The following is a 26,609-nucleotide window of genomic DNA, read 5'->3' as shown; positions in this document are numbered from 1 at the left end:
CGAGGCCACAGCGGCCCGTTGGGCCGCGGGAGCGGCTGCGTCGACGGCGGCGAGCCCGGCACGGAAGGTCATGCCCTGCCCGAGCCCCGCCACCAGGCCCGCGGTGACGAGGAGTTCGAAGGACTCGACGGTGAGTGCGGCCGTCAGCAGGCGTATTCCGGTCGTGGGCGGCGGGTCCGGCCCGGGGACGGCCCTGCCGGGGCGTCCTCGTGAACTCGCCGCGGAGCGGCCCCCGCTGTCCCCGGCCGTCCTCAACGCTTCTGTCCCGCACGGGTGTTTGTGCCACCGCCGGACGGGCTACCCGGAGGTCAACTATCCGCTAAGCGCAGAAAGCTCGGGGTAGGTCATCGTGTCCACAGTTGTGATCATTGTTCTGATCGTGGCCGTTGCGGCTGTCGTCGTCGGTGCGGCCCGCACCGGCCTCGTCAAGCGGGGCGCAGGAAACCGCGGCATGAGCCTCAGGCGGCGCTTCGGACCCGAGTACGACCGGGTGCTCGCCCGTCACAACGGCGACACCAAGGCCGCCGGCCACGAACTCTCCGAGCGCGTGCGCCGGTTCGGGGCCATCGAGGCGCACCCGCTTCCTCCGCACGTGCGGGAGCAGTACGTGACGCGCTGGACGGCGGCGCAGGAGAGTTTCGTCGAATCACCGCAGGAGGCGCTGGCCGAGGCCGAACGCCTGCTGGCCGGGCTCGCCCAGGCGCGCGGGTTCCCCGGACCGGAGCGTCCCGACGAACACGTCGCCGCGCTGTCCGTGCACCACGCTCACCACATCGAGGGTTACCGGCGCGTGCACGCCGCTGCGACCGTTCCGGGCGGTACGGAGGAGATGCGGGAGGCCATGCTCCAGGCCCGTGCGTTCTTCGACGCGCTTGCGACCGAGCCGACGGGACGCACCGCGGGCACCGGCCGGCGCTTCGGCCGTGCGGGCCGTGCCCGCACCGGACGTCCGCTGACCCACGACGGTCCCACGCGGCGGCCGTTGCTCTCGCCGCGTGGCAACGCGAAGGGACGTGAGGCGCTGTGACGACCGACGACGCCCGCAAACGCACCGCGTCCCAGACGCCGCGGGCCGCTCCGGCCGCTCCCGCCGGTCCCGCCGGTCCGGCCGCTCCGCCACCGCCGGAGGCCCCGCCGCACGCCGTCGGCGGACCGCCCGCCGACCCGGGCTCGACCGGGAACCCGGCATCGGCCGATCCGCCTGCCCCGCCGCCCGTCCCGCCGGGTGCGCCCGCCGACCCGGTGGCTGCCGCGGACTCCGGCCCGGGCCACGGTCTCGTACCGCCGGTCGCGGCAGCACAGCGACGGGACCGCGGGCAGGAGCACCGGACAGCGGCCCTTCGCAGTGGGGACGCGACAGGTCCACTGCTCGGGCTGGACGAACGCGACCGTCTCACCGCCCGCCTCCACCACGCCGTCAGCGGCTTCGTGGACGGGCCGCGCAAGGCCGTCGAGGAGGCGGACCACGTCTTCGAGGAGGCGGCCCGCCACCTCACCGACGCCCTGGCCCAGCGGCGCCGTGCGCTGCGGCAACCGTGGCAGGAGGGAGGCGACGGCCGCGCTGCCGACTCCGCCGCGGCAGACGCCGGTACGGAGGAGCTCCGGCTGGCTCTGCGGGAGTACAAGGCGGCGACCGAACGCCTGCTGAAGCTGTAGCGACCGGCCGCGGGTCCACCCGCGGCCCTCGGCCGTGGCCGCTGGGCGGGGAGCGAAGCAGGGAGCGCGGACCGCCCGGGACGGACAGCTGTCGTCCGTCCCGGGCGGTCCGCGCCCGGTCGCTCCCCGCGCTCAGACGCCGATCGGGCGTCTCGGACCGCCGTGGCCGCCGTCCTCCTCGTCGGCCCCGTCCGGGGTCCCGCCGTCGCGGTCCGGCGCCGCCGCTGCCGCCGCCGCGGGCATGCCGCCCGCCACGACCGTGCTTGCCGGACGGTCCGTCTCCGGGGCGACGTCGAGTTCCGCCAGCATCTGCTTGCTGAAGCCGAAGAAGTAGGTCGCGACGAAGCCCGCCGCGTAGCCCGTGGCCATGCCCAGCGCGTACACCGCCGCGATGGCACCGAGACCCTGGCTGCCCTTGAGGAGGGGGAAGAGGGCCCAGCCCGAGGGCCCGATCGCGGTGGACCCGACGGACGTCCCGATCTGATGGAAGAGCCCGACCACGCCACCCCCGACCGCTCCGCCCACGCAGGCCGTGACGAAGGGCCGGCCGAGGGGGAGCGAGACGCCGTAGATCAGCGGTTCGCCGACGCCCATGAGCCCGGCGGGGAGGGCCGACCTGATGGTCTTGCGGATCGAGGTGTTGCGCCGCAGCCGGAGGTAGACGGCGAGGGCCGCACCGACCTGGCCCGCGCCGGCCATGGCGAGGACCGGCAGCAGCACCGTGAACCCGTCCTGCTCGATCAGGGTGGTGTGGATGGGGATGAGCGCCTGGTGCAGGCCGAGCATCACCAGCGGCAGGAAGAGACCGCCGAGTACGAAACCGGCCACCGCTCCGCCGTGCAGGAGCAGCCAGTTGGCGACCTCGCCGATGCCGGTGGAGATCAGCCCGCACACGTACATCAGCCCGAAGAGGGTGACCAGGCCGGAGACGAGGACGGTGACGGTGGGTGTGACCAGCACGTCCACCGCTTCCGGCACCCGGCGGCGGCACCACCTCTCCACGTGCACGGCGAGGAGCGCGGCGAAGAGCGCACCCAGCACACCTCCCTGTCCGGGGGCGAGCTTCTCGCCGAACGCCGAGACGTCGGAGACACCCGCGAAGACGATGACGGCCGCGGCCGCTCCGCCGAGGACAGGCGTACCGCCGAACTCTGCCGCGGTGTTGATGCCGACGAAGACCGCGATCAGGGACATGAAACCGGTGGAGATCGCCGTCAGGGCGGGGACGATGCCGGACGCCCACTGCGCGCTGCCGCTGCTGACCAGATTGGTCAGCAGGCCGTTGATGCCCGCGACGATGCCGCAGCCGATGAGGGCCGGGATGAGAGGCACGAAGATGTTGGCGACGCGGCGCAGCATCAGCTTCACCGGTGTGGCGTTCCTGCGTCTGCGCGCCGCGCGGATCGCCTCACCCCGCTCGGCGAGCTCCTCGGCGGTGGACGCGCCGCCCGCCGCAGCCGCAGCCGGGGACGGTGCGGCCTCCGCCGCAGCGTCGTGCCGCCCCTGCGAGGAAGCCGCACGGTGCGGGTCGTGTTCGACCAGCGCCTTGAATTCGGGGGTGACCCGGGCGACCTTCCCCGGGCCGAGCACGATCTGGAACGCTTCGTCGTCCTCGACCACGCCCATCACGTCCGGCAGTGCGCGCAGCGCCGCGTCCTGCACCAGCGAACGGTCGGTCAGGCCGAGCCTCAGCCGTGTCATGCAGTGGGTGACGGAGGTGACGTTCGGGGCGCCCCCCACGAGGGGGAGCAGGGCCTCGGCGATCTGGCGGTTCTGGTCTGAGCTCATGGGTGCGGTCGCTCTCTGACGGTCCGGTAGACCCGGAACGTGGTGCGGTCGAGCGTGCCGACCGGGACCTCGCCGGGCCTTCACCGGCAGTCCGGCGCCCCCCGGCGCCGGCTGCGGTCTCCGTCAGCCGCTTGGCACCACTGTCAGCCCTCACCCGTCGCCGTGCGGATCGCCGCACGCAGGTGACCGTCGGCCTCGGCGAGCAACTGGGCGGCGGTACGGCCGTTCACCCCGGCCAGGATGATCAGAATGGCGTTCTTCACCTCATCGTCCGCTTGGGTGAGAGCGGCCTCGATGGCGGCGTCGTCGGCGCCTGTCGCGAGGGAGACGATGCGGCGCGAACGGGCCCGCAGCTTCTCGTTCGAGGCGCGGACGTCGACCATCAGGTTCCCGAACGTCTTGCCCAGACGGATCATGGTGATGGTCGAGAGCATGTTCAGGACGAGCTTCTGTGCCGTACCGGCCTTCAGCCGCGTGGAGCCCGTGAGGAGTTCCGGGCCGACGACGACCTCGATGCGCTGCGCTGCGGCGTCACCGAGCGGCGAGTTCGCATTGCAGGAGAGGCCGACCGTGAACGCGCCGTGTGTGTGGCGGGCGTACTCGACGGCGCCGACCGCGTACGGAGTGCGGCCGGAGGCCGAGATTCCCACGACGGTGTCGTCCGCCGTGAGCTGGAGTTCGTCGAGGTCGGCCGCGGCCAGCTCCTTGCTGTCCTCGGCGCCTTCCACGGAGTTGCTCATCGCACCCGGCCCGCCCGCGATGAGACCGACGACGTCGGCGGGGTCGGTGTTGAAGGTGGGCGGGCACTCGCTGGCGTCGAGCACGCCGAGACGTCCGGCGGTGCCCGCGCCCGCGTAGATCAGGCGCCCGCCGCGGGCCATCCGCTCCGCGACGGTGTCGATGGCCGCGGCGATCTGCGGCAGCTGGGCGGCGACGGCTGTGGGAACGGTGGAGTCCTCACCCGACATGATCCGGGCGATCTCCAGGGTGGGCAGCTGGTCGATCTCTGACAGCTCACTGCGGAACGCCTCCGTGGTGAGCGTCTCCAGCTGGGCGCGCAGTTCGCTGTAGGAGGCTCCGTTCGCGCTGCCCGGGGAGGCCGGGCGGGAGGCGGCGTCGTTGTCCGAACTGTAGGACGGAGGTGTGTCGGCGGTGGAGGTCATGGAGGGGTACGGCTCTCTCTGACAGGCGCGGTGCGGCTGGGAGGGGTGCTGTCGGTGCGTCACTGGTGCCGGGCGGAGCTGCTTCCCGTGAGAGTGCGACGACCGGCGCGCATGACCCTTCCCCCTCGGTCCGGGCCGGGAACCGGGAGGCCGGGACGGGCGTCGCGCCGGTGGGCAGAGAGCTGCTCCTTCCGCGGTCAGCGCGGCCGGGGCGAATGACGGTGCGCGAGCGCCTCGTAGGAGGCGGAGAGCGCCGGTGCGGCGCTCTCGTACGTACGTTGCGCCACGCCGATGAACAAACAGTCGACGACCAGGAGTTGGCTCGTACGGCTGGACATGGCGGCGGGCCGCAGTTCGCTCTCGCGGGCCGTGGACGTGGTCAGTACGTGGTCGGCGTACTGTGCGACCTCTCCGTCCGAACGGCCCGTGATGGCGATGGTCGTCGCGCCGTGGTCGAAGGCGGCCCGGAGGGGCTCGATGACGTCGACGGTCCGTCCGGAGTGCGTGATGGCCACTGCGACGTCGCCGGCCCGAAGTTGCACCGCATTGGTGACGGCCAGATGGGGGTCCGCTTCCGCGTGCGCGACGTGGCCGATGCGCAGGAGCTTCTGCGCGAGGTCCTTGCTGACGAGGCCGGACGCGCCCACGCCGTACACGTCGACGCGCCGGGCGGCGGCCAGGGCGGTGACGGCGGCCTCCAGCTGGACGGTGTCCAGGCCGGCGGCGGTGTCGGCGAGCGTCTGCTGCTCGTCGTGGGCGAGCTTGGCCACGACGTCGGAGATCGGGTCGTCCACCGCTATGTCGGCGGTGACCGCGGGCGCGGCACCCGACTCCTGCTGTGCGGCGAGCCCGGCGAGGGCCAGGCGCAGGTCGCGGTAGCCGGGGAAGCCGAGGAGCCGGGAGGTGCGCACGACGGTGGCCTCGCTCGTACCGGTGCGCTCGGCGAGGCCCGTGACGGTCAACTGGGCGCAGCCGGCGGGGTCTCCGGCGACGGTTTCGGCGACGCGCTGCATCGAGCGCGTCATCGACGGGGCCATGGTGCGCACCTTCGCGGCGAGAGCACCGGGAGCGGGCGGGCCGGGGGCGGGGCGCGGAGCGGCGGGCGGCGGGCCGGCGTCCCGGGCGGCGCCGCTGCCTTGGGGTCTGCCGTGGGTCCTGTTGCTTCTGGCGAAACTTTCCTTCAGATACGTGGTCATCGCCGGAAGATATTTTCGCCCGGGAGGGTGCGTCAAGGCTTTCAGGCCAAATCGGCCGGGATCTTCGCGCCGCTCTGCGGCAGGCGCTGTGCCCCTTTTGGTGCAATGGAGACATGGACCTTTTGGAGCAGACACTTCACGCGGCACGCGCCCTCGTGCTCGCCGACCTGGAGGCCGGCAAGGTCGCGGACGCCGACGTGGTCTCGCTCGTCGAAGAGGCCGTCTCCCACCGCAGGTGGTGGGTCGAGCAATGGCCCGACGGCATCGCCTTCGTCAACGGGCTGATAGCCCAGGACGTACAGGACGCCTTGCTCGACCGGTACGGGCGGTGGCCGCTGTGCCCCGTGTGCATCGGCTCGGACCCGCACGCACTGGACGTCGAACCGGCGCTCGGGGAGGACCCGCACTGGGTGTGCAGCAAGACGACGACCTCCGTGGCACGGGTCGGAGCACTGAACAAGTGGCTCTGAGGTGCCCGCGGGCGGGGCGGCAGTACCGGCGGCGGTGGCAGCGGCCTCCGGGACGGCGGCGGCAGTGGCGCCTGCGCGGCCGGTTCCGCGGCCGGGGCGCCTGCGCCAGGGACCACGGGACGTCCCCGGGCTCCCTGCGGTGACCGTCTACATCGATCCGCCCGACTGGCCGGGCCGCGGGCGCATGTGGTCGCACCTGGTGAGCGACTCCTCCTACGAGGAGCTCCACGCCTTCGCCGCCGCGATCGGCTGTCCGCGCGGTGCCTTCGACCGCGACCACTACGACGTGCCGAGCACCCGGTATCCGGCCGCGGTGGCGGCCGGAGCCGTCGAAGTGGGCTGCAAGGAGCTGCTGCGGCGCCTCACCGAGGCCGGGCTGCGCCGCCCGCGCCGACGCGGACCGGCGCCGCCGCAGGAGTGAGGCTCAGCGTGCGGCCGGGCACGCCGCCTGCCGGAGCGGCGCACTTCTGCGTGCCGTCCGCCTCTGCACGAGGGACGCCCAGGCAGTGGCACCCACACCGGCCGCGGCCAGGGCCGCGCCCGTCCACGCGACCGACCGGTAACCCCACCCCGCGTCGATGACCAGGCCGCCCAGCCAAGGGCCGACGGTGTTGCCGATGTTGAACGACGACGTCGTCGTCGCGCCCGCCAGCGTGGGCGCTGCGCCTGCGACGTCGAACATCCGGGTGTTCAGCGCCGGCGCCGTCATGAACGCCGTGATCCCCAGCAGCAGCGCGAGCCCCACCGCTGCGACGCTGCTCCGTGCGAGCAGGGCCAGCAGTGCCAGAGCGGCCGTCGACGCCGCGATGCCGCCGTACATCGTGCCGAAGAGGTGTCCGTCGGAGATCCGGCCGCCGATGGCCGTACCGAGCAGTCCGCCCAGTCCGAACAGCGCCAGCACTGTGGGCACCCAGCTCTCCCGCAGGCCCGCCACGTCCGTGAGCAGCGGTGCGAGGTAGGAGAAGACGGCGAAGACCGCCGCACCGTTCAGCGCGATGATGACGACGGTGAGCCACACCTGCTTGTCCTTGTAGATGCGCATCTCCCGGCCGAGCCGCGGACGGCCGGCGCCCGTCGGCGGCTGCGTGTTCGGTACGAACGCCAGCACCCCCGCCAGTGCGACGGCCGACATCACCGCCACCGCCCAGAACGCCGACCGCCAGCCCGCGTGCTGGCCGAGCAGTGAACCGGCCGGCACTCCGAGGATGTTGGCGATGCTCAGCCCGCCGACGAGGACGGCCATCGCCCGTGCCCGCACGTCCACATGGACCACCGACACGGCGACTGCCGCGCCCACGGCCCAGAAGCCGGCGCACGCGAGCGCACTGACGACGCGGGAGGCGAAGAGCACCTCGTAGGTGGGGGCGAGCGCCCCCGCCACCTGGCCGAGCCCGAAGACGACGAGCAGCGCGACGAGGGTCGTACGGCGCGGCAGCCGCAGTGTCGCGGCGGCGAGCACGGGGGCGCCGACGACCATGCCGATCGCGAAGGCGGAGATCAGCAGCCCCGCCTGAGGTATGGAGACGCCCAGATCGCGCGAGAGGGGTTGCAGCAGTCCGGAGAGCATGAACTCCGAGGTGCCGAGCGCGAAGACCGCGAGCCCGAGGACGTGGACGGACAGCGGCATCCGGCGGGCGGCCGGGAGCTCCCTGCCGTCGGGGGAACTGCGGGCGCCGGAGGCGCCGGGGGTGCTGCCGGTGGCGTCGGGGGCAGGAGAGCGGGCGGGCGCGCCGGTCTTCTCCGCGCTGGTGTCGGGCATGTCAGGCGTCAACGACGCGCCACCGCCCCGGCATTCCGGCGAGGCGGTCCGGCCACGGACGGATCCGGAGCGGGGTCGTGCCTGCCGGGCAGGTCACGGGAGGGCGGGCCGGGGCGAGCTACGGGTGGCGGCCGAGCAACGCCACCAGCCGTTCCTGCGGCACCACGTCCTCGGGCACGGGCACCGGGGGGTCGAAGACACCGACGCCCTGCCAGCTCTTCACCTGCGGGGCGACCTGTGCGTAGACGGCGTCGGCGAGTTCGTCGTGCATGCGGGTCCGTACGCCGATCCCACGGGCGAGGTCCCAGCCGTGCACCGCCAGGTCGGTGGTCATCTGCCAGCCGTACTCCGTGGCCGGACTCGTGCCTCCGGTGACGTGCACCTGGCCGTGCAGCGCGCCCTCGCGGTGGAACGCGGACCACGAGCCGCTGCCCGCCCGTTCCCACGCCGCGACGGGGTCGTCGCCGAGGACGTCCCCCTCGTAACGGTCGCCGACCTGCGCGAGCGTCTCGCCGGCGAGCAGGTGCGGTGCCCAAAGATGCTCGCCGACAATGTGGTTGACCAGATCCCGTACGTTCCAGTCGGTGCACGGGGTGGGTTCCTCCCACTGCCGGTCGCCGACCTCGTGCACGAGGCGGTCCCACTCCTTGAAGGCTGACTCGAAAGCGTCGATCAGTTCCATGCGTCAATGGTGCGCCTGATCCGGCACGCGGCATCCCGGCTCACCCGTACGGGCCCGGTCGCCGTGGCGCCCGGGCGTACCACCGCATCCCGGCGTCCGGTGTGACGTACGTCACTCGTCTCGGTGTCATACGTGGCTGCCCCCGCGTACGTGTACGGATCGTCCGGCCTGCGCGAGCGGCGTACGGCTCCGGACAGCGCGGTCGCCGAGCCGCGTGCACTCGGGGGAGTGCCGGGGCGGCTGTGAGGGGGGTGCGCCCGGCAGGAGCCGGCCGCCCACCGGGCCGCCGTCCCGGCGCCGCGTCCGGCACCGCGCGCAAGCGGCGACGGCGCCGGAGCCTCAACTGCCGTTCCGTGCCGGCCTCTCGGCCGCCGAGCAGGTCGGGACCTCGGTGGTGTTGCGTGTGCGCACACCCGGCAGCCAGCCCTCGAACCGCTCGCGCCCTCCTTCGTCCTGCGCCTTCTCCACCCGGTACCAGCGGGGCGAGGAGATGCCCTTCTCGTCCGTGACCAGCCGGCCGTCCGTGACGACGCAGGTGGCGGTGAGCCGGTCGCCGTGCCAGACGCGGCCTGCCGCGTTGCCGGGGTCGGCGTAGAGCGTGTACGGGTTCTCGGCGACCCGGAGCGAGCACTCCAGGGTGCGAAGTTCCTGGCAGGGCTTCTCGACGTTGTACACGCGCAGGGTGACGGCGCCGCCGTTCGGGTCGGCCGGGGCCGCGCTCTTCCCGGGCGCGGGGCCGGACGCCGGGGAGACCAGCCACCAGGTGCCGCAGACGACGAGGGTCACCGCCACCGTGGCGACAGCGATCAGGACCAGCGGCACGGGACGCCGGCGCGCACGCGGCACGGGGGCGACCCTGATGTCGTCGCGCGGGGCGCGGACCCTCTCCCACAGGCCGTCGGGAACCTCGATCTCGGCGTCGGCGGACCGCAGCCGTTCGCGGAGAGCCGCCGCTGTCTCCTCGCGTCGTTCAGCACGCATGCCGTTCTCCTCTCGAGCGGCCCGCGCGCTGGGGGAGCGCGCCTCGCAGCTTGTCCAGGGCCCGTCTCCGGGTCAGTGCCACGGTGCCCCGGTGCAGGCCGAGGATCTTCGCGGCCTGGTCGATCGTGTAACCGTCCAGGTCGACGAGGATGACGACTCCGGCCTGCCGGACCGTCAACTGACGAAGCAGACGTACGGTTTCCAGCTCCGAAGCCCGCCGCTCCAGTCCTCCGTCGTCCGACTGCCGGCCGGGGTCTGCGGAGGCCGCGCCCGAGTCCCCCGCGAACTCGACGTCGGCGACCAGCACTTGCCGTCGTTCCCGCCGCCAGCTGTCGCGAATCACGCTCAGCAGCGCGGAGAAGGCGTAGGCGTAGGGCTCCGGATGAGCGAGGAACCGCTCGGGCCTGGCGGCCAGTTTGAGGTAGACCTCGTGGACGGCGTCCTCCGCCGGCTGACGCGGACCGGCGAGCATCGCGGCTCTCCGGTACAGCCGGTGCAGCAGCTCGCAGAAGACGTCGTCGAACGACGGGTCGGGCTTGTCGTTGCCGGTGTCGGAAGAAATGACCACGTGGCCTGCGACCCTCCGTGGTGAGTGGCCTCTTGGGTGATGGGGTGGTGCGTCGGGTCCGTCGTGCCTCTGCGTCGTCCTGCCGGTCCGGCCTCGAACGTCGCGGTGCCGTCGACCACAAACGCCGGGGTGCTGTCCGGAGGCTGCAAGTCCGCCCGGTTTCGACGATCCGTGTTCACCTGGGGGCGGCTTGTCCGGCCGTGCGTGGTGCGCTCAACTCCGCCCGTCCCCCTCCGTCTGCGATTCGAGCAGCCCCAACTCGGTCGTGAGGTTGCGGCGGGCGGCATTCTCCCATCGTTCCTGGGCGTACGTGGTGCGGAACAGCCGCGGAAGCCCCAGGAGTTGACGAAGTACGCCCGCACGCCCGGCGCGGAAGCGCTCCTCGGGGACGAAGGCGTACTCCCGGCGCACGGCCGCGGCGTACTCGGCGTACCGGGCGGGTGGGCCCGCCAGTACGGCCAGATCCGCGTCGCACAGCAACTCGCCGTCGTCGTCTCCCGGTTCGGGATCGTGGGTGACGGTGAGACGTACCAGACGGACGACCTCCTCGGTACGGGCCCGGCCGACGCCCGCTTCGAGCAGGGCGCGCAGGGCGAGACGGGCGCTGCGCTCCTCGTTCTCGCTCCTGTCGGGGCGGTAGACCGCGTCGTGGAACCACGCCGCAAGCCGCGCCGTGTCGGCGTCCGCCCCCGGTGTGTGAGGGGCCAGTTCGTCCACGCGGTCCAGTACGGCGAGAAGGTGGCCGACGTCGTGGTAGTGCCGCTGCGGTTCCGACCACCGGGCGATGAGGTCCTCGCCGTACGGTCCTGGTGCCGGTTCCTCCTCGCCGCCCCTGACCCGGACGAGCAGCGCGTGCCAGTCGGCGAGCAGGCGGTCACGCGTCCCACGGAGGGCGGATTCGTCGGTTGCCATGACGTGATTGTCCCCTGGCGTGCAGGGTCGTCGGGCCTGCCGCCGACGGGGACGCGGGTTCGCCCCGGCACTGTTTCCGTCTGCTGTTCCGACTGCTGTTCCGACTGCGGCTCCGGCGCCCGGGCGCCTCTCCGGACGGCTCTCCGGACGGCTCGATGCCGACTTCCCGCGAGGGCGGACGTGTGGCAGAGTGCTGAACATGTCTAGACCAATTCTCGAGGTCATCGCCCTGACAGCCGACGACGCGCGGGCGGCGCAGGCCGGAGGAGCCGACCGCCTCGAACTGGTCGCCGACATGGCTTCCGACGGCCTCACCCCCAGCCGCGAGACCTTCGCCCGCATCCGTGCAGCCGTCGGCGTTCCGCTGCGCGTCATGCTGCGCGCGTCCACCGGTTTCACGGTGGGCAGCGACGCGGCACTGGGCGAACTGTGCGAGCAGGCAAGCCGGTTGCGCGCCGAAGGTGCCGACGAGTTCGTCCTCGGCTTCCTCGACGACGCGGGGCGGCCGGACCTGCGCGCCGTCGTCGCCGTGACGGACGTTCTCGACGGCTGCTCCTGGACCTTCCACCGGGCCATCGACCGCGCGGCAGACCGCGAAGGGCTGCGCCGGGCGCTCGCCGGGCTTCCGGGCGGTGCCGGGAGCGGGAGGGGGCAGGGCCTGCCGGCGGGACAGGCGGACGCGGAGGGCGCGGGCAGGGGCAGGCCAGGGGCGGGCAGCGCCCCGGACACCTACCTGACGGCGGGGTCGCCGCGGGGTGTCGACGCCGGGCTCGGCGTGCTGTGCGCGGAGGCGGCCCGCGCCGCGGCCGGCGAACCGGGCTATGAGGCACAGACGTTGGCCGGCGGGGGGCTCCGCCTCGACCACGTGCCGGCACTCGCCGCCGCCGGGATCACCGCCTTCCACATCGGCGGCGCCGCGCGCCTCGACGGGTGGGACAGCCCCGTCGACGCGACCAGAGTGCTGGATTGGCGCAAGGCACTGGACGGGATCGCGGCGACGGGCCGGACGTCCTGACTGCGGCCACCCGACCGGGGTCTCCCGCGAGCAGGAGGACTGTCGTCACGGACGCTCCCGGTCGGTTCGCGTGATCGCCCACCGGTCGTGGTCCCGCCACTCTCCGTCGATCAACTGGAACTCGGGGGAGTGCCCTTCGAGGCGGAAGCCCAGCCGCGCGACGAGCTTCGACGAGCGTGTGTTCGCGGGCTGGATGTCGGCCTCCAGCCGGTGCAGCCCCAACTCGCCGAAGGCCCGGCGGAGTACGAGGCCCAGCCCCTCCGTCATGTACCCCCGCCCCGCTGTGGGCGCGTACGCGACGTAGCCCAGCGTGCCGCGCTGCAGGCTGCCTCTGACGATGTTGTTGATGTTGACGCCTCCGACGATCCCCCCGGTACGCCGCAGGCAGATCAAGAACCCCTCGTGAGCGGGTCCTTCGAACCGGGCGACGTACTCCGCGAAGGCTTCGCGGCCCATGTCCCGCTGCGGCACCCACGGCCGGTGGAGATCCGTGCTCTGCCGCGCGAGAGCTGTGAGTTCGGCGTGGTCCTGGCGGGTGACGTGACGTATCCCCACGCGGGGACCGCTGAGAAGGAACGACTTGTTCTCGGATGCCATCGCACGACGCTAAGAGGTCATCTCATCTGGAAGGGCGACTTCTGTCGCGTCGGCGCCCGAGCATTTCCTCGATGGCCTGCTCAACGAGGTGAGTCGTCTGTGTCGGGGGGCTCCTCTTGAGCAGGGCGCTCATCCGCTGGGCCTCTTCGATGGTCGGCAGGAGGCCCACCAGGAGAAGCGGTAGCAGCAGGCGGCGGGCAAGGACTTCGTTTTCGGAGGTGACCTGCGGCCGACGCACGACCGAGACGTTGACCCGGATGGCGTGCTCGTTGCCCAGGGGGACACCCGGCCGGTCCGTCTCGATCGCGGCATAGCGGAAACCGTGGGCAAGATCGCATGCGGGGCAACCGGCAGGACCACGGCTGAGCCGGTCACCGCAGTCGGAGCAGACCAGCCTGTCGAGCGCGGCATCCACCACCCGCCAGTCGTGACGATCGGGTTCGGCCGCCACCATCTCGGCAAGCGCCTCGGTTTCCTGAGAGTCGCCGGCGTCCCACCGGTGCAGAAAGGCGGACCATTCGTCCTCCAGGATGCTGTCCACCAGCCTGCGGCAGGCGATACAGGCAGGCGCACCGCTGTACTCGTATCCGCCGCATTCGGCACAGCGGCGTACAGCCGCTTCGACCGCGGGTCTTGCCATGGCCCTCCTCCCGCCAGCGCCGGTGCGGTATGGGAGACGACCGGCGATCGCGTTGCTCACTGTCCTGGCGAGTTTCTCCTGCCGCGCCTGGCGGGAGAAACGGTTTACGGCTTCGGTGGCACCAAGCGGCGGAAGCAGATGAGGGTGCAGGCGATGGCGGTGAAGGCCAGGAAGTGCTCTGCCCTGCGTTCGTAGCGGCGGTGGAGTCTGCGGCAGCCGCCGAGCCCTGCCACGGTGCGTTCTGTCGTCCAGCGGTGCAGGCCGAGTCGCGTCGAGGGCTCGACCCCCTTGCGGCCGCGTCGGAGCGGGAGGGACCACCCGCTGGAACAGTTCCCACAGCTCATCCGGCACCAGACGTTCCACGGTCACCACGAACTCAGGAAACCGAGCGAGCCACATGAGATGACCTCTGAAGCGTGCACGGGGCGGTCAGGCCGCGTTCCCGCGACCTGACGCCCCGTGCACAGACGCCCCGTGCACAGACGCCCCGTGAGCCCGCTGCCCCCGGCCGCCGCCCCTCCCCGACGCGGACGCCGGGTCGTCACATGGACGGCTTGAGGACGACGAAGTCGGCTCCGAAGGGGTCGAGACAGACGGCCATGCGGCCGACTCCCTCGGCGTCCTCCGGGCCCATGACCACGTTGCCGCCGAGTTCGGTGACCTTCGCGGCGGTGGCGTCGCAGTCGTTCGTGCGGAAGACGGGGTGCCAGAACGGATCGCCGCCGGCGAGCGCGAGGGCGTCCTGCGGCACCTGCATCAGACCGCCGTGCATGCGTTCCTGCTCCTCACCCGCCGGTGTGATCATGACGTACGTGGTCTCCGGGTCGTCCGGGACGGGCATCTCGCTGTACTGCCATCCGTACAGCCCCTTGTAGAAGTTCTTCGCCGCGCCGGAGTCGGTGGTGTAGAGCTCGACCCACATCAGCGAGTCCGGCTCGTCCACGGTCTCCAGCCCCGGCGTCTTGCCCGGCTGCCAAGCGGCGAACTGGCCGCCCTGCGGGTCGCTGAACTGGGCCAGGCGGCCCTGGTCGTCGACGTCGGAAGGCTCCACCCGGACGGTGCCTCCGAGCTGGCGGACCTTCGCGGCGGTCTCGTCCACGTCGGGCGACATGAAGTAGATCATCCAGCCGGAACGGGCACCCTCGTCGAGCGGGCCCAGCGCGGCGACGGTCTTCCCGTCGGACTTGAACAGGCCGTACGCGTCGTCGCCCGGGCCGAACTGCTCGAGCGTCCAGCCGAAGACTCCGCCGTAGAACTTCTTCGCGGCGGAGACGTCCCTGACACCCAGATCGAGCCAGCACGGAGCGCCTGCGGCGAAGTCAGTGGTGATCATGGTGATTCCCTCCGGAAGTCCCTGACACGGCTCAGCCCCCGATACGGCTCAGCGTCCCACCGCCCGCCGACTGTCGCTCGCCGAGCGGCCGGGCAGCCCGGTGACCGGCGCGTCCCGCCTGCGCGTCAGCCGCTCGGCACCGGGCCTGCGGTGCTCTCACGGGCCTGGAGCACCGTGCGCAGCACGACGGTCTGCAGGGGCTTCCCGGAGCCCGCGAGGCGGTCCCTGAGCAGTTCCGCGGCGGAGGAGCCCAGGTCGTACGACGGCAGCTCGACGGTCGTCAGCGGGGGGCGTACGAGGGACGCCCAGGGCAGATCGCCGAAGGAGAGGACGCCGAAGCCGGGTGGTTCGATGCCGGCTTCGCGCAGGGCCTGCAGAGCGCCCACAGTCATCAGGCTGTCGGCCACGAAGACCGCGTCCGGCGGCGTGGGCAGCGCGAGCAGCTCACGCATGGCGGTGTGGCCGCCCTCGGCGCGGAAGTCGCCGTGCCGCGTGCAGGCGCGCGTCTGCTCGTCCGGGGTGCCGGCGTCGCGCATGGCCGCGCGGTATCCCGCGAGGCGGTCCTCGGAGGTGGACGCGCCGGCGGGCCCGGTGATGCAGGCGATGCGCCGGTAGCCGCGTTCGAGGAGATGGACGGTGGCGTCCTCGCCGCCGTGCTGGTTGTCGACCGTCACGGCGTCCACCTCGGCTGCACGGGGCCGGCGGTCGACCGCGACGACGGGCATGCCGCGGGCGACGAGGGCGGAGAGGTCGGTGTGCGTGCGGGACGCGGCGGCCACGATGACGCCGGCCATCTGCTCGGCCAGCGCGATGCCGAGGTAGCCGCGTTCCTTCTCCACGTCGTCGTCGGTGTTGCACAGCACGACGGAGAGGCCGGTGCGCCGGGCGGCGTCCTCGACGCCGCGGGCGAGCGAGGCGAAGAAGGGGTTCTCGACGTCCGGGACGAGCAGGCCGATGACGCTGGCGCGCTGCGTGCGCAGCGAACGGGCCACCCGGTTCGGGGAGAAGCCCAGGTCGGCGGCGGCCTTGCGGACGCGTTCGGCGCGTTCGGCGGTGACCCGGCCGCCGTTGAAGACACGGGAGACGGTCGCGGGGGAGACCCCGGCGGCCCGTGCCACGTCACTGATGGTTGCCACCGGACTCCTCCACGCCGTCGCGCCCCTCGGGCTGCGGGAGCGCTGTGTGCGATCTCCTGACCCCTCAGGGGCCACCGGAGGTCACCCTACTTGCGTGAAATGGATTTCAGACATGTGCGGAGTCGAGCTCGCCCTGCGGGCACCGGGTGTCCGCCCCGGGTGGTCACGCCGCCCGGTTCGGTCAGGACGGCGCCGCCAGTATCGGAGTAATCGTTTTCATCAGCTGCCCGGGACTCGGAGGGCCAGGGCGAGGCAGGCGAACGACGCCGTGTTGCACACCGCGCGGATCAGGTTCCAGCGCACCCACGAATTCTCGAAGTGGCCGCGCAGCGCCGCCAGTTCGTCCTCCTCGTGGGGCAGCCCGCCCGCTTCGAGGCGGTTGTTGAGCGGCACGTTGACGCCCATCGTGATGCCGAGGACGGCGACGTACAGGAGGAGAGCGGCAAGCGTCCAGACCAGCGGCGCCACCTCCACCGGCCCGGTCCCCAGGGTCAGCCGGAGAACCGCGGCCGCGGCCGTCAGCACCAGCGAGCCCGCGAAGAGAAGCATGAACCAGCCGTTGAGGATGGCCGTGTTGATGCGCTGCATCGCCTCGACGAACGTACGGTCCCCGCAGCGGCGGAGGCCCGGCATCACGGCACAGGCGAAGCCGTAGTAGAGACCGGCGCTCAGGCCGGTGAGCAGGGTCGCGGCGGTCAGCACGGCCGTCTGGATCACGTTCTGCACGGGGTGAACCCTCCGAGGGTCAGCGCTGCCGGAAGCGGTGCCGCGTGCAGCACCGTGAGCCCGGACACCGCGCGGGTGAGGGAGACGTAGAGGCGGCGCAGGCCGGTGCGGATGTCGGGCTCGCCGTCGACCACGGCGGACGGTTCGTCGAGTACCACGTAGTCGTACTCCAGGCCCTTGGCCAGCGTGGCGGGTACGAGGGTGAGGCGCGCGGCGGCGCTGGTCTCCGTGCCCGGTTCGAGGTGGGGCAGACCGGCGGCCCCGAGAGCCCGCGCGAGCACCGGGACGCGGGCGTCCGCCGCGATCAGGCCGACCGAGCCCTCCCGTCGCAGCGCCTCCCGGCACGCTTCGACGACTGCCGCATCCAGCCCTTCCGGGGGACAGTGCCGCACGGCGAAGTCTCCCGGCGACTCGCGCACCGAGGTCGCCTCCTTCAACTCCGGTGCGATCTGCGGGAGCAGGCGCGACGCGTAGGCGATGACCTGCCGCGGCACGCGGAAGCCGAGCGTCAACTCCTCGACGGCGGCGCCCGGTTTGCCCAGGTGCCGCAGGGCCTCCTCCCAACTGGGCGTGGCCCAGGGCGTCGTGCCCTGTGCGATGTCGCCGAGCACCGTCACGGAGCCGGTCGTGCAGCGCCGGCCCACTGCGCGGTACTGCATGGGGGAGAGGTCCTGCGCCTCGTCGAGGACGACGTGGCCCAGCGAGGCCGTGCGGCTGATCAGGTCGACGGCCTCGTCGACGAGCACGGCGTCCGCCGCCGACCACGGAGCGGACTTCACTCCGCGTGCGGGCTTCGCCCACAGCACGGACCGCTGCTCCTCGTCGGTCAGGATGCCGTCCGCGTGTGCCGCGAGGAAGTCCCCGTCGGACAGCAGCCGCAGTACCAGTTTCGCCGGATCCACCGCCGGCCAGCAGGACTTCACCACTGCCTTGACGGCCGCGTTCCGTGCCACGGCGTCCTGCACACGGTCGTCAGGGGCCTCACCGGCCTGCTCCATACGGACCAGCACCGCGTGTGCGATCCGCTGCGGCAGCGCCTCCCGCGCCGCTCCGTAGCGGATGTCGCGGGCCAGCAACTCCTCGATGATCTCGGCGAGTTCGTAGGCGGGAACCCGCCACCGGCGCGACCCACGCACCACCACGCACGGCTCGTCGGGCGCCGACACCCCCGAACGCACCGCGCGCCGCAGCACCCGGGCCATGCGGGCGTCGCCCTTGATGCGGGCGGCCTCCGCGCTGTCGGCGGCGCGTACCGGGACGTGCGCCACGAGGTCGTCGACGGTCGCCTGCCGGACGCTCATCTCCCCCAGGGCGGGCAGCACTTGCTCGATGTAGTGCAGGAAGGAGGAGTTGGGGCCGATGACGAGTGTGCCGGTGCGGGAGAGCCGTTCGCGGTGTGTGTAGAGCAGGTACGCCACCCGGTGCAGCCCGACCGCTGTCTTTCCGGTGCCGGGCGCGCCCTGTACGCACAGGGAGCCCTCCACCCCGGCGCGGACGATCTCGTCCTGCTCGGGCTGGATCGTCGCGACGATGTCCCGCATGGGCCCCACTCGGGGACGTTCGATCTCCCTCTGGAGCAGCCGGGAGGTCTTCTCGTCCTCGTCCGGGTCGCTCAGGCGCTCGTCCTCGTAGGCCGTCAGCTCGCCGCCGGAGTAGCCGAACCGGCGGCGCAGGGCGACGTCCTGCGGATCCTTCCTGGACGCCCGGTAGAACGGCTGGGAGACCGGTGCCCGCCAGTCGACGACCATCGGGTCGCCGTCGGCGTCGTGGACGTGACGGCGTCCGATGTGGAAGGCGTGCCCTTCGCCGTCGGCGGTCCCCTCGAAGACGGCCGCCTGCGGCAGGTAGTCCAGCCGTCCGAAGAAGAGCGGCGTCCCGGCGAGGTCGGCCAGCGACTTGATGCGGGCCTCCACATCGCTGCGCAGGGTCTCGGCGTTGACCCAGTTCGCGGCGACGTCCTTGATGTCGAGAGCTTCGGCGTCCTCGCGCATGGCCCGCAGCGCGGCGCGGGACGTGGCCAGATGGCGGCGTTCTGCGTCGAGGGGGCCGGACCCGGGTTCGGCCGGGGAGTCGTGCTGGGGCTGGGCAGGGGCGGACACGGTGTTGCCTCCGGCGGGATACGCGGTGGGTTCGGTGCTGATGTTCGCGGCGACGCACCGAAGGTTCCGACGGTGCGTCGCGGAGAGGTCAGAGCACCGGCCGGTTTCCGAGCGGCCGGGGGCCTCCCCACTCCGGGAGGCGGCAGACGCGGCATCCTAGCGGCGTGGCCGGGGGCGGTGCCAACGTATTTCCCCCTGTGGGGTTATGGTCTGCCGCCGAAGGCAACGGCGAGTCGTTGCCGCACCCGGTCCGGGCACCCTCGTGAAGGAGAGTCGGCAGTTGACAGGGCTCGACACCTGGGTCGGACGGACGCCGCCCGCCGCCGTACTGCTCGCCCTCTCCCTCGCAGCGTTCGCCGTCGTGTGCGCCGTCGGCGGACTGCCCATGGCCGACGTCCACGTCTACCGCGCGGAGGGTGAGGCCGTCTCCCGCGGCACCGACCTGTACGGCTTCGCCGTCACCGACTGGAAGCTGCCGGCGACCTATCCGCCCTTCGCGGCGCTGCTGTTCGTTCCGGTCGGCTGGCTCTCCCTCACCGCGGCGAAGGCCGCGTTCCTCGTCGGCAACGTCGTCCTGCTCGTCCTGCTCGTGCATCTGTCGCTGAGGTTCACCGACCTGCCACGCAGGCGGGAACTGCGCCTGCCGCTGCTGCTCTCCGCCACCGCCGTGGGCCTGTGGCTGGAGCCGGTCTTCCAGACGACCGTCTTCGGGCAGATCAACCTGGTGCTGGCCTGCCTCGTCCTGTGGGACCTGGGACGACCCGACGGAGCACGCGGCAAGGGCCTCGCCGTCGGCGTGGCAGCGGGCATCAAACTCACCCCCGCCGTCTTCGCCGTCTACCTGCTGCTGACGGGACGCGTACGGGCCGGCCTCGCGGCGCTGGCGGGATTCGCGGGCACCGTGGCGCTGGGAGCGCTCGTACTGCCCGGCGCGAGCTGGGAGTTCTGGACGCGGCGGATCTTCGAGACGACCCGCGTCGGCAAGGCGTGGATCGTCGACAACCAGTCACTCCAGGGACTGGCCGCCCGCGTCGCCCACACCGCGGAGCCCGGGATGCTGTGGCTCGTCCCCGCCGCCGTGCTCGCGGTCGCAGGGCTGGCGCTGGCCTGCCGGCTGCGGGGGCGGCACGGGCTGGAGGGCTGGGGAGTGCTCGTCACGGCCCTGACGGCACTGCTGGTGTCGCCGATCAGCTGGTCGCACCACTGGGTGTGGTGCGTGCCGCTGCTCGTCCTCATGGCGGCGGAGCCGGCGGGCCGGGGTGCCGCAGTCGCGGTGTACGCCGTCTTCACCGCGCGGACCCTGTGGCTCGTGCCGAAGCACGGAACCCTCGACCTCCGGCTGCCGTGGTGGGCGCAGCCGCTGGCTTCGCCGTATCCGCTGCTGACGGTCGTGCTGCTCGCCGGGGTGGCGGCCCGCTGCTACTCGGCCTCCGGTGCCGCGCCGCCTCCGGAGGTCTCCGGAGCCCCGGGCGCGTCGGGTTCGGCCGCCGGCTCGGGCGCCCCGGCCAGCACGTCGTGGGAGTCGACGATGCGGTAGGCGTAGCCCTGCTCGGCGAGGAAGCGCTGCCGGTGCGCGGCGAAGTCCTGGTCGACGGTGTCGCGGGCGACGACGGAGTAGAAGCGCGCCTCGTGCCCGTCGGCCTTGGGACGCAGCACCCGCCCCAGCCGCTGCGCCTCCTCCTGCCGGGACCCGAAGGTCCCCGAGACCTGGATGGCGACGGTCGCCTCCGGCAGGTCGACGGAGAAGTTCGCGACCTTGGAGACGACGAGGGTGCTCAACTTCCCCTCCCGGAAGGCGTTGAAGAGCTTCTCGCGCTGCCTGTTGGTCGTGTCGCCCTTGATGACGGGTGCCCCGATGTGTTCGCCCAGCTCGTCCAGCTGGTCGATGTACTGCCCGATGACGAGCGTCTGCTCCCCCTCGTGCTGCCGCACCAGGGCCTCCGTCACGCGGCGCTTGCTGTCGGTCGTCGCGCAGAAGCGGTACTTCTCCTCCGTCTCGGCGGTGGCGTACGCCAGACGCTCCGCGTCGGTGAGGCTCACCCGCACCTCGACGCAGTCGGCGGGAGCGATGTAGCCCTGCGACTCGATCTCCTTCCAGGGCGCGTCGAAACGCTTCGGCCCGATGAGGGAGAAGACGTCCGACTCGCGGCCGTCCTCGCGCACGAGCGTCGCGGTGAGTCCGAGGCGGCGGCGGGCCTGGAGGTCGGCGGTGAACTTGAAGACGGGCGCCGGCAGCAGGTGCACCTCGTCGTAGACGATGAGGCCCCAGTCACGCGAGTCGAACAGCTCCAGATGCGGGTAGACGCCTTTCCGCTTGGTCGTGACGACCTGGTACGTGGCGATGGTGACCGGCCGGATCTCCTTCTTCGTGCCGCTGTACTCGCCGATCTCGTCCTCCGTCAGCGAGGTGCGGCGCACCAGTTCCGACTTCCACTGCCGGGCCGAGACGGTGTTGGTGACGAGGATCAGCGTGGTCGCCTGGGCCTGCGCCATCGCCCCGGCACCGACGAGCGTCTTGCCCGCACCGCAGGGCAGTACGACGACGCCGGAGCCGCCGTGCCAGAAGTTCTCCACCGCCTGCTGCTGGTACGGGCGCAGCGCCCAGTCCTCTTCCCGGAGCGCGACGGGGTGCGCCTCGCCGTCCACGTAACCGGCCAGGTCCTCGGCGGGCCAGCCCAGCTTCAGCAGGACCTGCTTGATCTGGCCCCGCTCCGAGGGGTGCACGACGACGGTGTCGGGGTCGATGCGGTCACCGACGAGCGGCTGGACCTTCCTCGAACGCAGCACCTCCTCCAGCACGGGGCGGTCGCTGCTCTCCAGGACCAGGCCGTGCGTGGGGTGCTTGAGCAGCCGCAGCCGCCCGTACCGCGCCATCGTCTCGGCGACGTCGACGAGCAGGGCGTGCGGCACGGGGTAGCGGGCGTGGGCCACGAGGGCGTCGACGACCTGCTCGGCGTCGTGTCCGGCTGCGCGGGCGTTCCACAGGCCGAGCGGGGTGAGGCGGTAGGTGTGGATGTGCTCGGGCGCCCGCTCCAGCTCCGCGAAGGGGGCGATGGCACGGCGGCATTCGTCCGCCTGCTCGTGGTCGACCTCCAGAAGCAGCGTCTTGTCGCTCTGGACGATCAGGGGACCACCGTTCACGCGCGTTTCCTCCGTCTCGCAGCTGCGGCAGATCCGGTCGGGCGGCCGTGGGGGCCGGCTCCGGCACACGGGTCAATCGTCCAGTGTGCCCCATGAGCGCATTTCGGTGTCGTGCGGCTGCGCACGGCCACACGGGCGCCTGCCGTGCGTGTGGCCTCGCGCAAAGCTCCGAGGTCTATACGGTTATACGCCCAGATACAAGGTGTAGTGGTCCGTGTGAGATGCGTGACCACGCGACCGTGTCCGAGGCGCGCCGGAGAGAACTGACGAAGGAGAGCACCGGGATGGCGACGAAAGTTGCGGTAACCGGGCACATGGAGCTGTCCGCGGAGACGGTGCCGCTGGTACGGGCCGAACTGGAGCGGCTGCTGCGCATGTTCGAGCCGTCGGGACTCGTGGGGCTGTCCTGCGTGGCGGCGGGCGCCGACTCGCTGTTCGCCGAGTCCGTACTGGCGGCGGGCGGCCGGCTCGTCGCGGTGCTGCCCAGCCGGGACTACCGGGCTGCCACCGTGAGGCCCGACCACGCGGAGACCTACGACCGCCTCACCGCGGCCGCCGACGAGGTGCTGGTTCTCCCGTTCGAGACGGTGAGCCGCGAGGCGTACGAGGCCGCGAACGCGGTTCTTCTGGAGCGCGCCGACCGGCTCGTGGCGATCTGGGACGGCCAGCCGTCCGCGCCCGAGAAGGCGGGGACCATGGCCGACATCGTGAGCGGGGCGCGCAGCGCCGGTCTCGCCGTCGACGTGGTGTGGCCGTCGGGGGCGTCCCGGCAGACGGCACCGGCCGCGGGCTGAGCGGGCGCACGCCGGGAGGGCGAGGCACTCACCGCCGGGCCGTCACTTCTCGGCCAGCGCGGCCGCCCCCGTGATGCGGTGCAGCGGGTACGTACGCACCTCGTCCGCGGTGTGGTCGTACGCGGTGACGAAGCCTCCTTCCACGCGCACCGGTGCGATCACCCGCTGGCTGGCGGCTCCGTCCGCGTTGACGTAGCCGATCCACACCGCGTCGCCGGAGAGCACCGCGGACTGCATCGTGGCGATCGTGTCCGCCGAGGTGGTGCGGGGCGGTTCGCCGCCTTGCGAGGGCGGGCGCGGCGCGCGTCCGGACGACTGCCGCGGCTTGTGCTCGGCCGTCGCCGCGTGGTCCCCGGCACGGATGGCCCGTACGGCGGCGGTGAGCAGCGCCCTGTCCGGCACCGGGGGGCCGTCGGGAACCGGTTCGGGGGCCGTACGCGGCGGCGTGCGGTGCACGTCCGCGCGGGCGACCACCACATCGCCCTCGGCGGACTCGGCGGCCGGGGCGTAGCCCATCTCCCGCAGCCTGGCCAGCAGTTGGTCGGGCGGCAGGGGCGACGCGAGGACCGTCGGGGCGAGCTGCCGGGGGCGCAGCGCCGCGGACCGCTTGTCCGCCATGATCTCGCTCAGCAGCGCGTCGTCGTCGCAGCGCACGTAGGAGGAGGCGGCGCCGACGCGCAGCCTGCCGTGCCTGCGGGCGACGTCGTCGACGAGGTAGCTCAGCGGCTGCGGCACGGGTGTGCGGGAGTGGGCGGCGAGGAAGGTGTGCACGTCCGAGGCCGTCCGTCCCGCGTCGAGTGCGCGGCGTACCGAGGCGGGGGTGAAGCGGTAGACGGTGGCGCCGCCCTTGGACTCCACGTCGGCGAGGACGTTCAGCATGGCGGCGAGGGGGCGCTTCAGCGGGCCGGGAGCGACAGCGGTCAGGTCGGCCTGGAGCAGGATGTGGTCGAGGGGCTCGGGCAGGAGCGGGGCCAGCCGGCCTGCGGCCTGCGCGGCGGTGGCCTCCAGCGCCTCCACCTCGGACGCCGTACGGGCCCCGGCGCCCGCTTCGGTGGAGAGCAGGATCCGCGCGTACGAGGCGAGGGCGCCGCGTCCCGTGAGACCGAGCAACTCGGCCTCGTGCAGAACCGATTCGGCCAGTTGCGTGCGCATGTCGGCGGGTGCCGTCTCCCCGGAGGCCCCTGCCGGTGCGGGTCTCTCCGTGCCCGGCGGCGGTGCCGAACCTCCGCGCAACGGGTGCTCCCACCGGAGCCGCGCGAGTACCGAGTGCTGTGCGGGGGCGGCGCCGGGAGTGAGGGTGGTGAGCAACGTCAGGGTGCGGCGGCGCACGTCCGCGGTGAGTCCACGGTCGAGGCCCTGACCGAGTGCGGCCAGGGCGCGGCCTTTTGCGTCGCGTGCCCCGACGAGGGCGGGGACGCGGGTGCCGGTCAGCCACCGCACGACGACGTGCGCCCAGCGTTCCTGCGCGGGCCGGCGCAGCCAGTCGTCGGAGGCGGGCGTGGGGGCGTAGGACTCGTCGGGTTCGCCGTCGGGTGCCACCAGGCCCGCGGCGTAGGCGAGTTCGACCCAGAACGCGGCGGCGGGCTCGGGCAGGTCGAGCACTGCGGCCGTGCGCTTGAGGTCGCGTACGCCGAGGCCGCCGGAGCGGAGCACGGACGGCGGGTCGGTCTCCCAGTCGGCCAGCAGGTCCTCCAGCGTGCCCAGCGCGGCGAGGACCTGCCCGGCGGCGGTGGAGTCGACCGTCTCCTCCGGGTACTCACGGCGCGGCATCAGCGGCGGGGCCAGCGGCTCGACGTCGCGGTGCGCCCGGCCGGCCCGCAGGTGCAGCGCGACTTCGCGGGGGAGTACGACCGTACGGGCCGACGAGCGTACGAGCAGGGCACGGTCGAGGAGCCAGGTCACCGGCGGCGAAGGGCGCTCGGTGTGGACCGAGCCGTAGGGCGGGCCCCAGCGCAGCTTGTCCAGCATGAGCAGCGACTCCGGCGGTGCCTCGTCCAGGAGCCCCGCCATGCGGGCACGGTCGGTGAAGAGCCCGGTCAGAGCGGCGAGCGCGCTCACCGGGTCGTGGGTGGGACCGAGGCCCGCGTTCGCGAGGATGTCCTGCAGCCGTCCCGGCGACATGCCCGACGTCGCCTCGGCGAGGGTCGGGCCGAGGCCGGTGGGCGAGGGGGCGGACGGGCTGGGTGTCAGGAGTTCGCGTGCCGTGCGGACGAGCCGGAGCCGGTCGTCGCCTCCCCACAGCAGGGCCTGCGCGCGCAGAGTGCGCAGTGCGTGCGGCAGTTCACCGGCGACGTGACGAGCGGGGTCGCCGGGCCCGTCCACGCGGTCGGGGTCGCCGCGCAGGAGGCCCAGCAGCGTCTCGTACGGACAGGGGTCGGGCGCGACGGCGATGGCCTCCGCGGTCTGCAGCGCGAAGCGGTCCAGCCGTTCGACGGCCCGCACGACCGAGGCCCTGGTGCCGGCGCGGGTGGCCAGCTGGGTGAGGTCGTTGGGTACGGGGGAGAGCAGGTCCGGGCGCATACGCAGCAGCTCGGCGAGCGCGCTGTCGTCGCGGGCGCGCAGGTCGTCGGCGAGCGTACGGGGTGCGGCACTGCCGCCGTTCTGCTCGGGGCTCATCCACACCACGTTAGCGGGACGGCCCGGGGACAGTCGCGCCCGCGTCACGGGCAGGCCGGGCGCGGTACCGTCGTGTCCGAGCCTGACGAGTGGCAGGGCAGGCGCCAAGAGCGAGCATCCGTTGGGGAATTGGTGGGGATCGAGAGCGATCAGCTCGTGTTCGACTACCTGAGCCGGATCGGAGATCTGGCGCACAGTACGTCGATGACGGCCGCGGAGCGGGCGCGGCTGGTGAACGGGCTGCGCGGCGAGATCGACCGGATGCGGGCTGAGCAGGGCGGCGCGGAGAGCAAGGCAGCCGTGCGGAAGATCCTCTCGCGGCTGGGCCGTCCCGAGGAGGTCGTCGCGGGAGCGGGCGGCGGCGCCGTACCCGCGCCGCGGCCCGCCGCCTCCGGCACCGGCTCCGCCGGTGCCGACCGGTTCGGCGGCGGCACGGGGGACGGGACCGGTTCCCGGGACTCGAAGGTGTCGCTGTGGAAGCGGGGAACGGCACGGCGTGCGTCCTCGGACGAGCCGTCCGCGCCCGCCGCGCCCCCTGTCACCGCTTCCCGGGGGGCCTCCGCCCCGCACCTGGCGGGGATGGACGAGCTGGGGCCCGAGGAGTCGGACCCGGACTGGTGGCGCGTCGACCCCAGTCCGTACGGCGACGGCGGCGGCAGGCGCACGTTCGGCGAGCCGGTGCCCGGCTTCGTGGGCGGCATCGAGATCCCGGAGCTGCTGAAGCCCCCGCCCCGCCCCGGCGAGGAGAGCGGCGCGGGCAAGCCGGGCGGCGGCGGGGCGGCGGCCGCCGTACCCGGTGCCCGCAAGCCCGCCGGCCCGGCGCGCCCCGCCGACCCCGCCGACCGCGTCGACCGCGTCGACCCCGTCGACCCCGTCGACATGGTCAAGGGCGCCGCCGGGGACGGCGACGCGGGTGTGGTGGCCGGGGCCGGTGGCCGGCTGGGCGGGCTGTGGCCGGGACGGGCGGCCCTCCGCGGCCGGGGCGGCCCCCGCGTCGGCGGGATCGTCGAGTGGACGGCGGCCGTGCTGCTGGTCGCGGGCGTCGTGGCGGGGTCGTTGATCCCGCTGGCAGTGGGGTGGCTGGCTGCCTGGTGGTCGCCGAGGCTGAGCCGTACGGAGGCCAAGTGGGCCGCGGCGGGGATGCCCGGAATCGTCGCGGGCGGCGCCGTGGTGTGGGTGTGGGGCCGGATCGACGGGCGCTGGGGCGAGCGGATTCCGCAGGGCGGGGACGCGCTGGGGCAGACGCTCACCGACGCCTGGCCGGTGCTGCTGAAGGTCGCAGCCGTCGCGAGCGCACTGTTCCTGGCATGGCGGGCACGAAGGCCGAAGGGCTGACC

General features: G+C 72.9%; 24 protein-coding genes and 1 pseudogene. 8 read left to right on the top strand and 17 right to left on the bottom strand.

Features of this window, described 5'->3' with window-relative positions; translation table 11 throughout:
* The first annotated feature begins 349 nt into the window (after positions 1-349).
* Complete coding sequence (locus tag ACFPA8_RS10380; protein WP_386445719.1) at positions 350-1,027, top strand: hypothetical protein; 678 nt, start codon at positions 350-352, stop codon at positions 1,025-1,027.
* Positions 1,024-1,656, top strand: a complete 633-nt coding sequence (locus ACFPA8_RS10375) for a hypothetical protein (protein ID WP_386445716.1) — start codon at positions 1,024-1,026, stop codon at positions 1,654-1,656. Before ACFPA8_RS10380 ends, ACFPA8_RS10375 begins: the two co-directional genes overlap by 4 nt.
* A gap of 132 nt (positions 1,657-1,788) precedes the next feature.
* Here ACFPA8_RS10375 and ACFPA8_RS10370 read toward each other — a convergent pair whose 3' ends face one another.
* From ACFPA8_RS10370 to ACFPA8_RS10360, 3 genes are all read right to left on the bottom strand, one after another.
* Complete coding sequence (locus ACFPA8_RS10370; protein WP_386445713.1) at positions 1,789-3,444, bottom strand: PTS transporter subunit EIIC; 1,656 nt, start codon at positions 3,442-3,444, stop codon at positions 1,789-1,791.
* Between the two features lie 143 nt (positions 3,445-3,587).
* The gene (gene murQ, locus ACFPA8_RS10365; protein ID WP_386445710.1) at positions 3,588-4,607 is read right to left on the bottom strand and encodes an N-acetylmuramic acid 6-phosphate etherase; all 1,020 of its coding nucleotides are present in this window, start codon (positions 4,605-4,607) and stop codon (positions 3,588-3,590) included.
* A 197-nt stretch (positions 4,608-4,804) separates the two neighbouring features.
* On the bottom strand, positions 4,805-5,803 hold the full coding sequence (locus tag ACFPA8_RS10360; protein WP_386445707.1) for a MurR/RpiR family transcriptional regulator: 999 nt from the start codon (positions 5,801-5,803) through the stop codon (positions 4,805-4,807).
* A gap of 113 nt (positions 5,804-5,916) precedes the next feature.
* Here ACFPA8_RS10360 and ACFPA8_RS10355 point away from each other — a divergent pair, with 113 nt between their 5' ends.
* Positions 5,917-6,273, top strand: coding sequence for a hypothetical protein (locus ACFPA8_RS10355; protein WP_386445704.1), 357 nt, complete (start codon positions 5,917-5,919; stop codon positions 6,271-6,273).
* A 139-nt stretch (positions 6,274-6,412) separates the two neighbouring features.
* Positions 6,413-6,694 carry a DUF4031 domain-containing protein gene (locus tag ACFPA8_RS10350; protein ID WP_386445701.1) on the top strand — a complete coding sequence of 94 codons (282 nt, stop codon included), beginning with the start codon at positions 6,413-6,415 and terminating at the stop codon, positions 6,692-6,694.
* 3 nt (positions 6,695-6,697) lie between these two features.
* Here the strand turns inward: ACFPA8_RS10350 and ACFPA8_RS10345 are convergent, their stop codons facing one another.
* The 5 genes from ACFPA8_RS10345 to ACFPA8_RS10325 form a co-directional block, all read right to left on the bottom strand.
* Positions 6,698-7,900 (bottom strand): Cmx/CmrA family chloramphenicol efflux MFS transporter, encoded by a 1,203-nt coding sequence (locus tag ACFPA8_RS10345; RefSeq protein WP_386446308.1) that lies wholly within the window; start codon positions 7,898-7,900, stop codon positions 6,698-6,700.
* Between the two features lie 250 nt (positions 7,901-8,150).
* On the bottom strand, positions 8,151-8,714 hold the full coding sequence (locus tag ACFPA8_RS10340; protein WP_386445699.1) for a TIGR03086 family metal-binding protein: 564 nt from the start codon (positions 8,712-8,714) through the stop codon (positions 8,151-8,153).
* 339 nt (positions 8,715-9,053) lie between these two features.
* Positions 9,054-9,695 carry a hypothetical protein gene (locus ACFPA8_RS10335; protein WP_386445696.1) on the bottom strand — a complete coding sequence of 214 codons (642 nt, stop codon included), beginning with the start codon at positions 9,693-9,695 and terminating at the stop codon, positions 9,054-9,056.
* The gene (locus ACFPA8_RS10330; protein ID WP_386445693.1) at positions 9,685-10,263 is read right to left on the bottom strand and encodes an RNA polymerase sigma factor; all 579 of its coding nucleotides are present in this window, start codon (positions 10,261-10,263) and stop codon (positions 9,685-9,687) included. Before ACFPA8_RS10330 ends, ACFPA8_RS10335 begins: the two co-directional genes overlap by 11 nt.
* Positions 10,264-10,476: 213 nt before the next feature.
* Positions 10,477-11,175 (bottom strand): HD domain-containing protein, encoded by a 699-nt coding sequence (locus tag ACFPA8_RS10325; RefSeq protein ID WP_386445690.1) that lies wholly within the window; start codon positions 11,173-11,175, stop codon positions 10,477-10,479.
* A 199-nt stretch (positions 11,176-11,374) separates the two neighbouring features.
* Between ACFPA8_RS10325 and ACFPA8_RS10320 the strand changes: the two genes are divergently transcribed.
* The gene (locus ACFPA8_RS10320) at positions 11,375-12,190 is read left to right on the top strand and encodes a copper homeostasis protein CutC (RefSeq protein ID WP_386445687.1); all 816 of its coding nucleotides are present in this window, start codon (positions 11,375-11,377) and stop codon (positions 12,188-12,190) included.
* 45 nt (positions 12,191-12,235) lie between these two features.
* Here the strand turns inward: ACFPA8_RS10320 and ACFPA8_RS10315 are convergent, their stop codons facing one another.
* From ACFPA8_RS10315 to ACFPA8_RS10285, 7 genes and pseudogenes are all read right to left on the bottom strand, one after another.
* The gene (locus tag ACFPA8_RS10315) at positions 12,236-12,787 is read right to left on the bottom strand and encodes a GNAT family N-acetyltransferase (RefSeq protein WP_386445685.1); all 552 of its coding nucleotides are present in this window, start codon (positions 12,785-12,787) and stop codon (positions 12,236-12,238) included.
* 22 nt (positions 12,788-12,809) lie between these two features.
* A complete protein-coding gene (locus tag ACFPA8_RS10310) occupies positions 12,810-13,427 on the bottom strand; it encodes a hypothetical protein (RefSeq protein WP_386445682.1) in 618 nt (205 codons plus the stop codon).
* A gap of 104 nt (positions 13,428-13,531) precedes the next feature.
* A pseudogene (locus ACFPA8_RS10305) lies at positions 13,532-13,729 on the bottom strand (IS5/IS1182 family transposase); the annotation flags it as partial.
* Positions 13,730-13,968: 239 nt separating this feature from the next.
* Positions 13,969-14,760, bottom strand: a complete 792-nt coding sequence (locus tag ACFPA8_RS10300) for a VOC family protein (protein ID WP_386445679.1) — start codon at positions 14,758-14,760, stop codon at positions 13,969-13,971.
* A 125-nt stretch (positions 14,761-14,885) separates the two neighbouring features.
* Positions 14,886-15,896, bottom strand: a complete 1,011-nt coding sequence (locus tag ACFPA8_RS10295) for a LacI family DNA-binding transcriptional regulator (protein WP_386445677.1) — start codon at positions 15,894-15,896, stop codon at positions 14,886-14,888.
* 219 nt (positions 15,897-16,115) lie between these two features.
* Positions 16,116-16,622, bottom strand: coding sequence for an anthrone oxygenase family protein (locus tag ACFPA8_RS10290; RefSeq protein ID WP_386445675.1), 507 nt, complete (start codon positions 16,620-16,622; stop codon positions 16,116-16,118).
* Positions 16,610-18,721: a HelD family protein gene (locus ACFPA8_RS10285; RefSeq protein ID WP_386445672.1), complete on the bottom strand. Its 2,112-nt coding sequence runs from the start codon at positions 18,719-18,721 to the stop codon at positions 16,610-16,612. The genes ACFPA8_RS10290 and ACFPA8_RS10285 overlap by 13 nt, the downstream gene beginning before the upstream one ends.
* 328 nt (positions 18,722-19,049) lie before the next feature.
* Here ACFPA8_RS10285 and ACFPA8_RS10280 point away from each other — a divergent pair, with 328 nt between their 5' ends.
* The gene (locus ACFPA8_RS10280; protein ID WP_386446305.1) at positions 19,050-20,258 is read left to right on the top strand and encodes a glycosyltransferase 87 family protein; all 1,209 of its coding nucleotides are present in this window, start codon (positions 19,050-19,052) and stop codon (positions 20,256-20,258) included.
* On the opposite strand, the gene ACFPA8_RS10275 is transcribed toward ACFPA8_RS10280, so the two are convergent.
* A complete protein-coding gene (locus ACFPA8_RS10275) occupies positions 20,141-21,862 on the bottom strand; it encodes a DNA repair helicase XPB (RefSeq protein ID WP_386445669.1) in 1,722 nt (573 codons plus the stop codon). The genes ACFPA8_RS10280 and ACFPA8_RS10275 overlap by 118 nt on opposite strands.
* Positions 21,863-22,146: 284 nt before the next feature.
* Between ACFPA8_RS10275 and ACFPA8_RS10270 the strand changes: the two genes are divergently transcribed.
* The gene (locus tag ACFPA8_RS10270; protein ID WP_386445666.1) at positions 22,147-22,656 is read left to right on the top strand and encodes a hypothetical protein; all 510 of its coding nucleotides are present in this window, start codon (positions 22,147-22,149) and stop codon (positions 22,654-22,656) included.
* 42 nt (positions 22,657-22,698) lie between these two features.
* Here the strand turns inward: ACFPA8_RS10270 and ACFPA8_RS10265 are convergent, their stop codons facing one another.
* Positions 22,699-25,272 (bottom strand): helicase-associated domain-containing protein, encoded by a 2,574-nt coding sequence (locus ACFPA8_RS10265; RefSeq protein WP_386445663.1) that lies wholly within the window; start codon positions 25,270-25,272, stop codon positions 22,699-22,701.
* 132 nt (positions 25,273-25,404) lie between these two features.
* On the opposite strand from ACFPA8_RS10265, the gene ACFPA8_RS10260 reads away from it, so the two are divergent.
* On the top strand, positions 25,405-26,607 hold the full coding sequence (locus tag ACFPA8_RS10260; protein ID WP_386445660.1) for a hypothetical protein: 1,203 nt from the start codon (positions 25,405-25,407) through the stop codon (positions 26,605-26,607).
* Positions 26,608-26,609 lie beyond the last annotated feature (2 nt).

Source organism: Streptomyces ovatisporus, from assembly GCF_042653885.1.
Classification (GTDB): Bacteria; Actinomycetota; Actinomycetes; order Streptomycetales; family Streptomycetaceae; genus Streptomyces; species Streptomyces ovatisporus.
The sequence above is the reverse complement of the archived record's forward strand: the minus strand, read 5'-3'. Positions and strand labels throughout refer to the sequence as shown.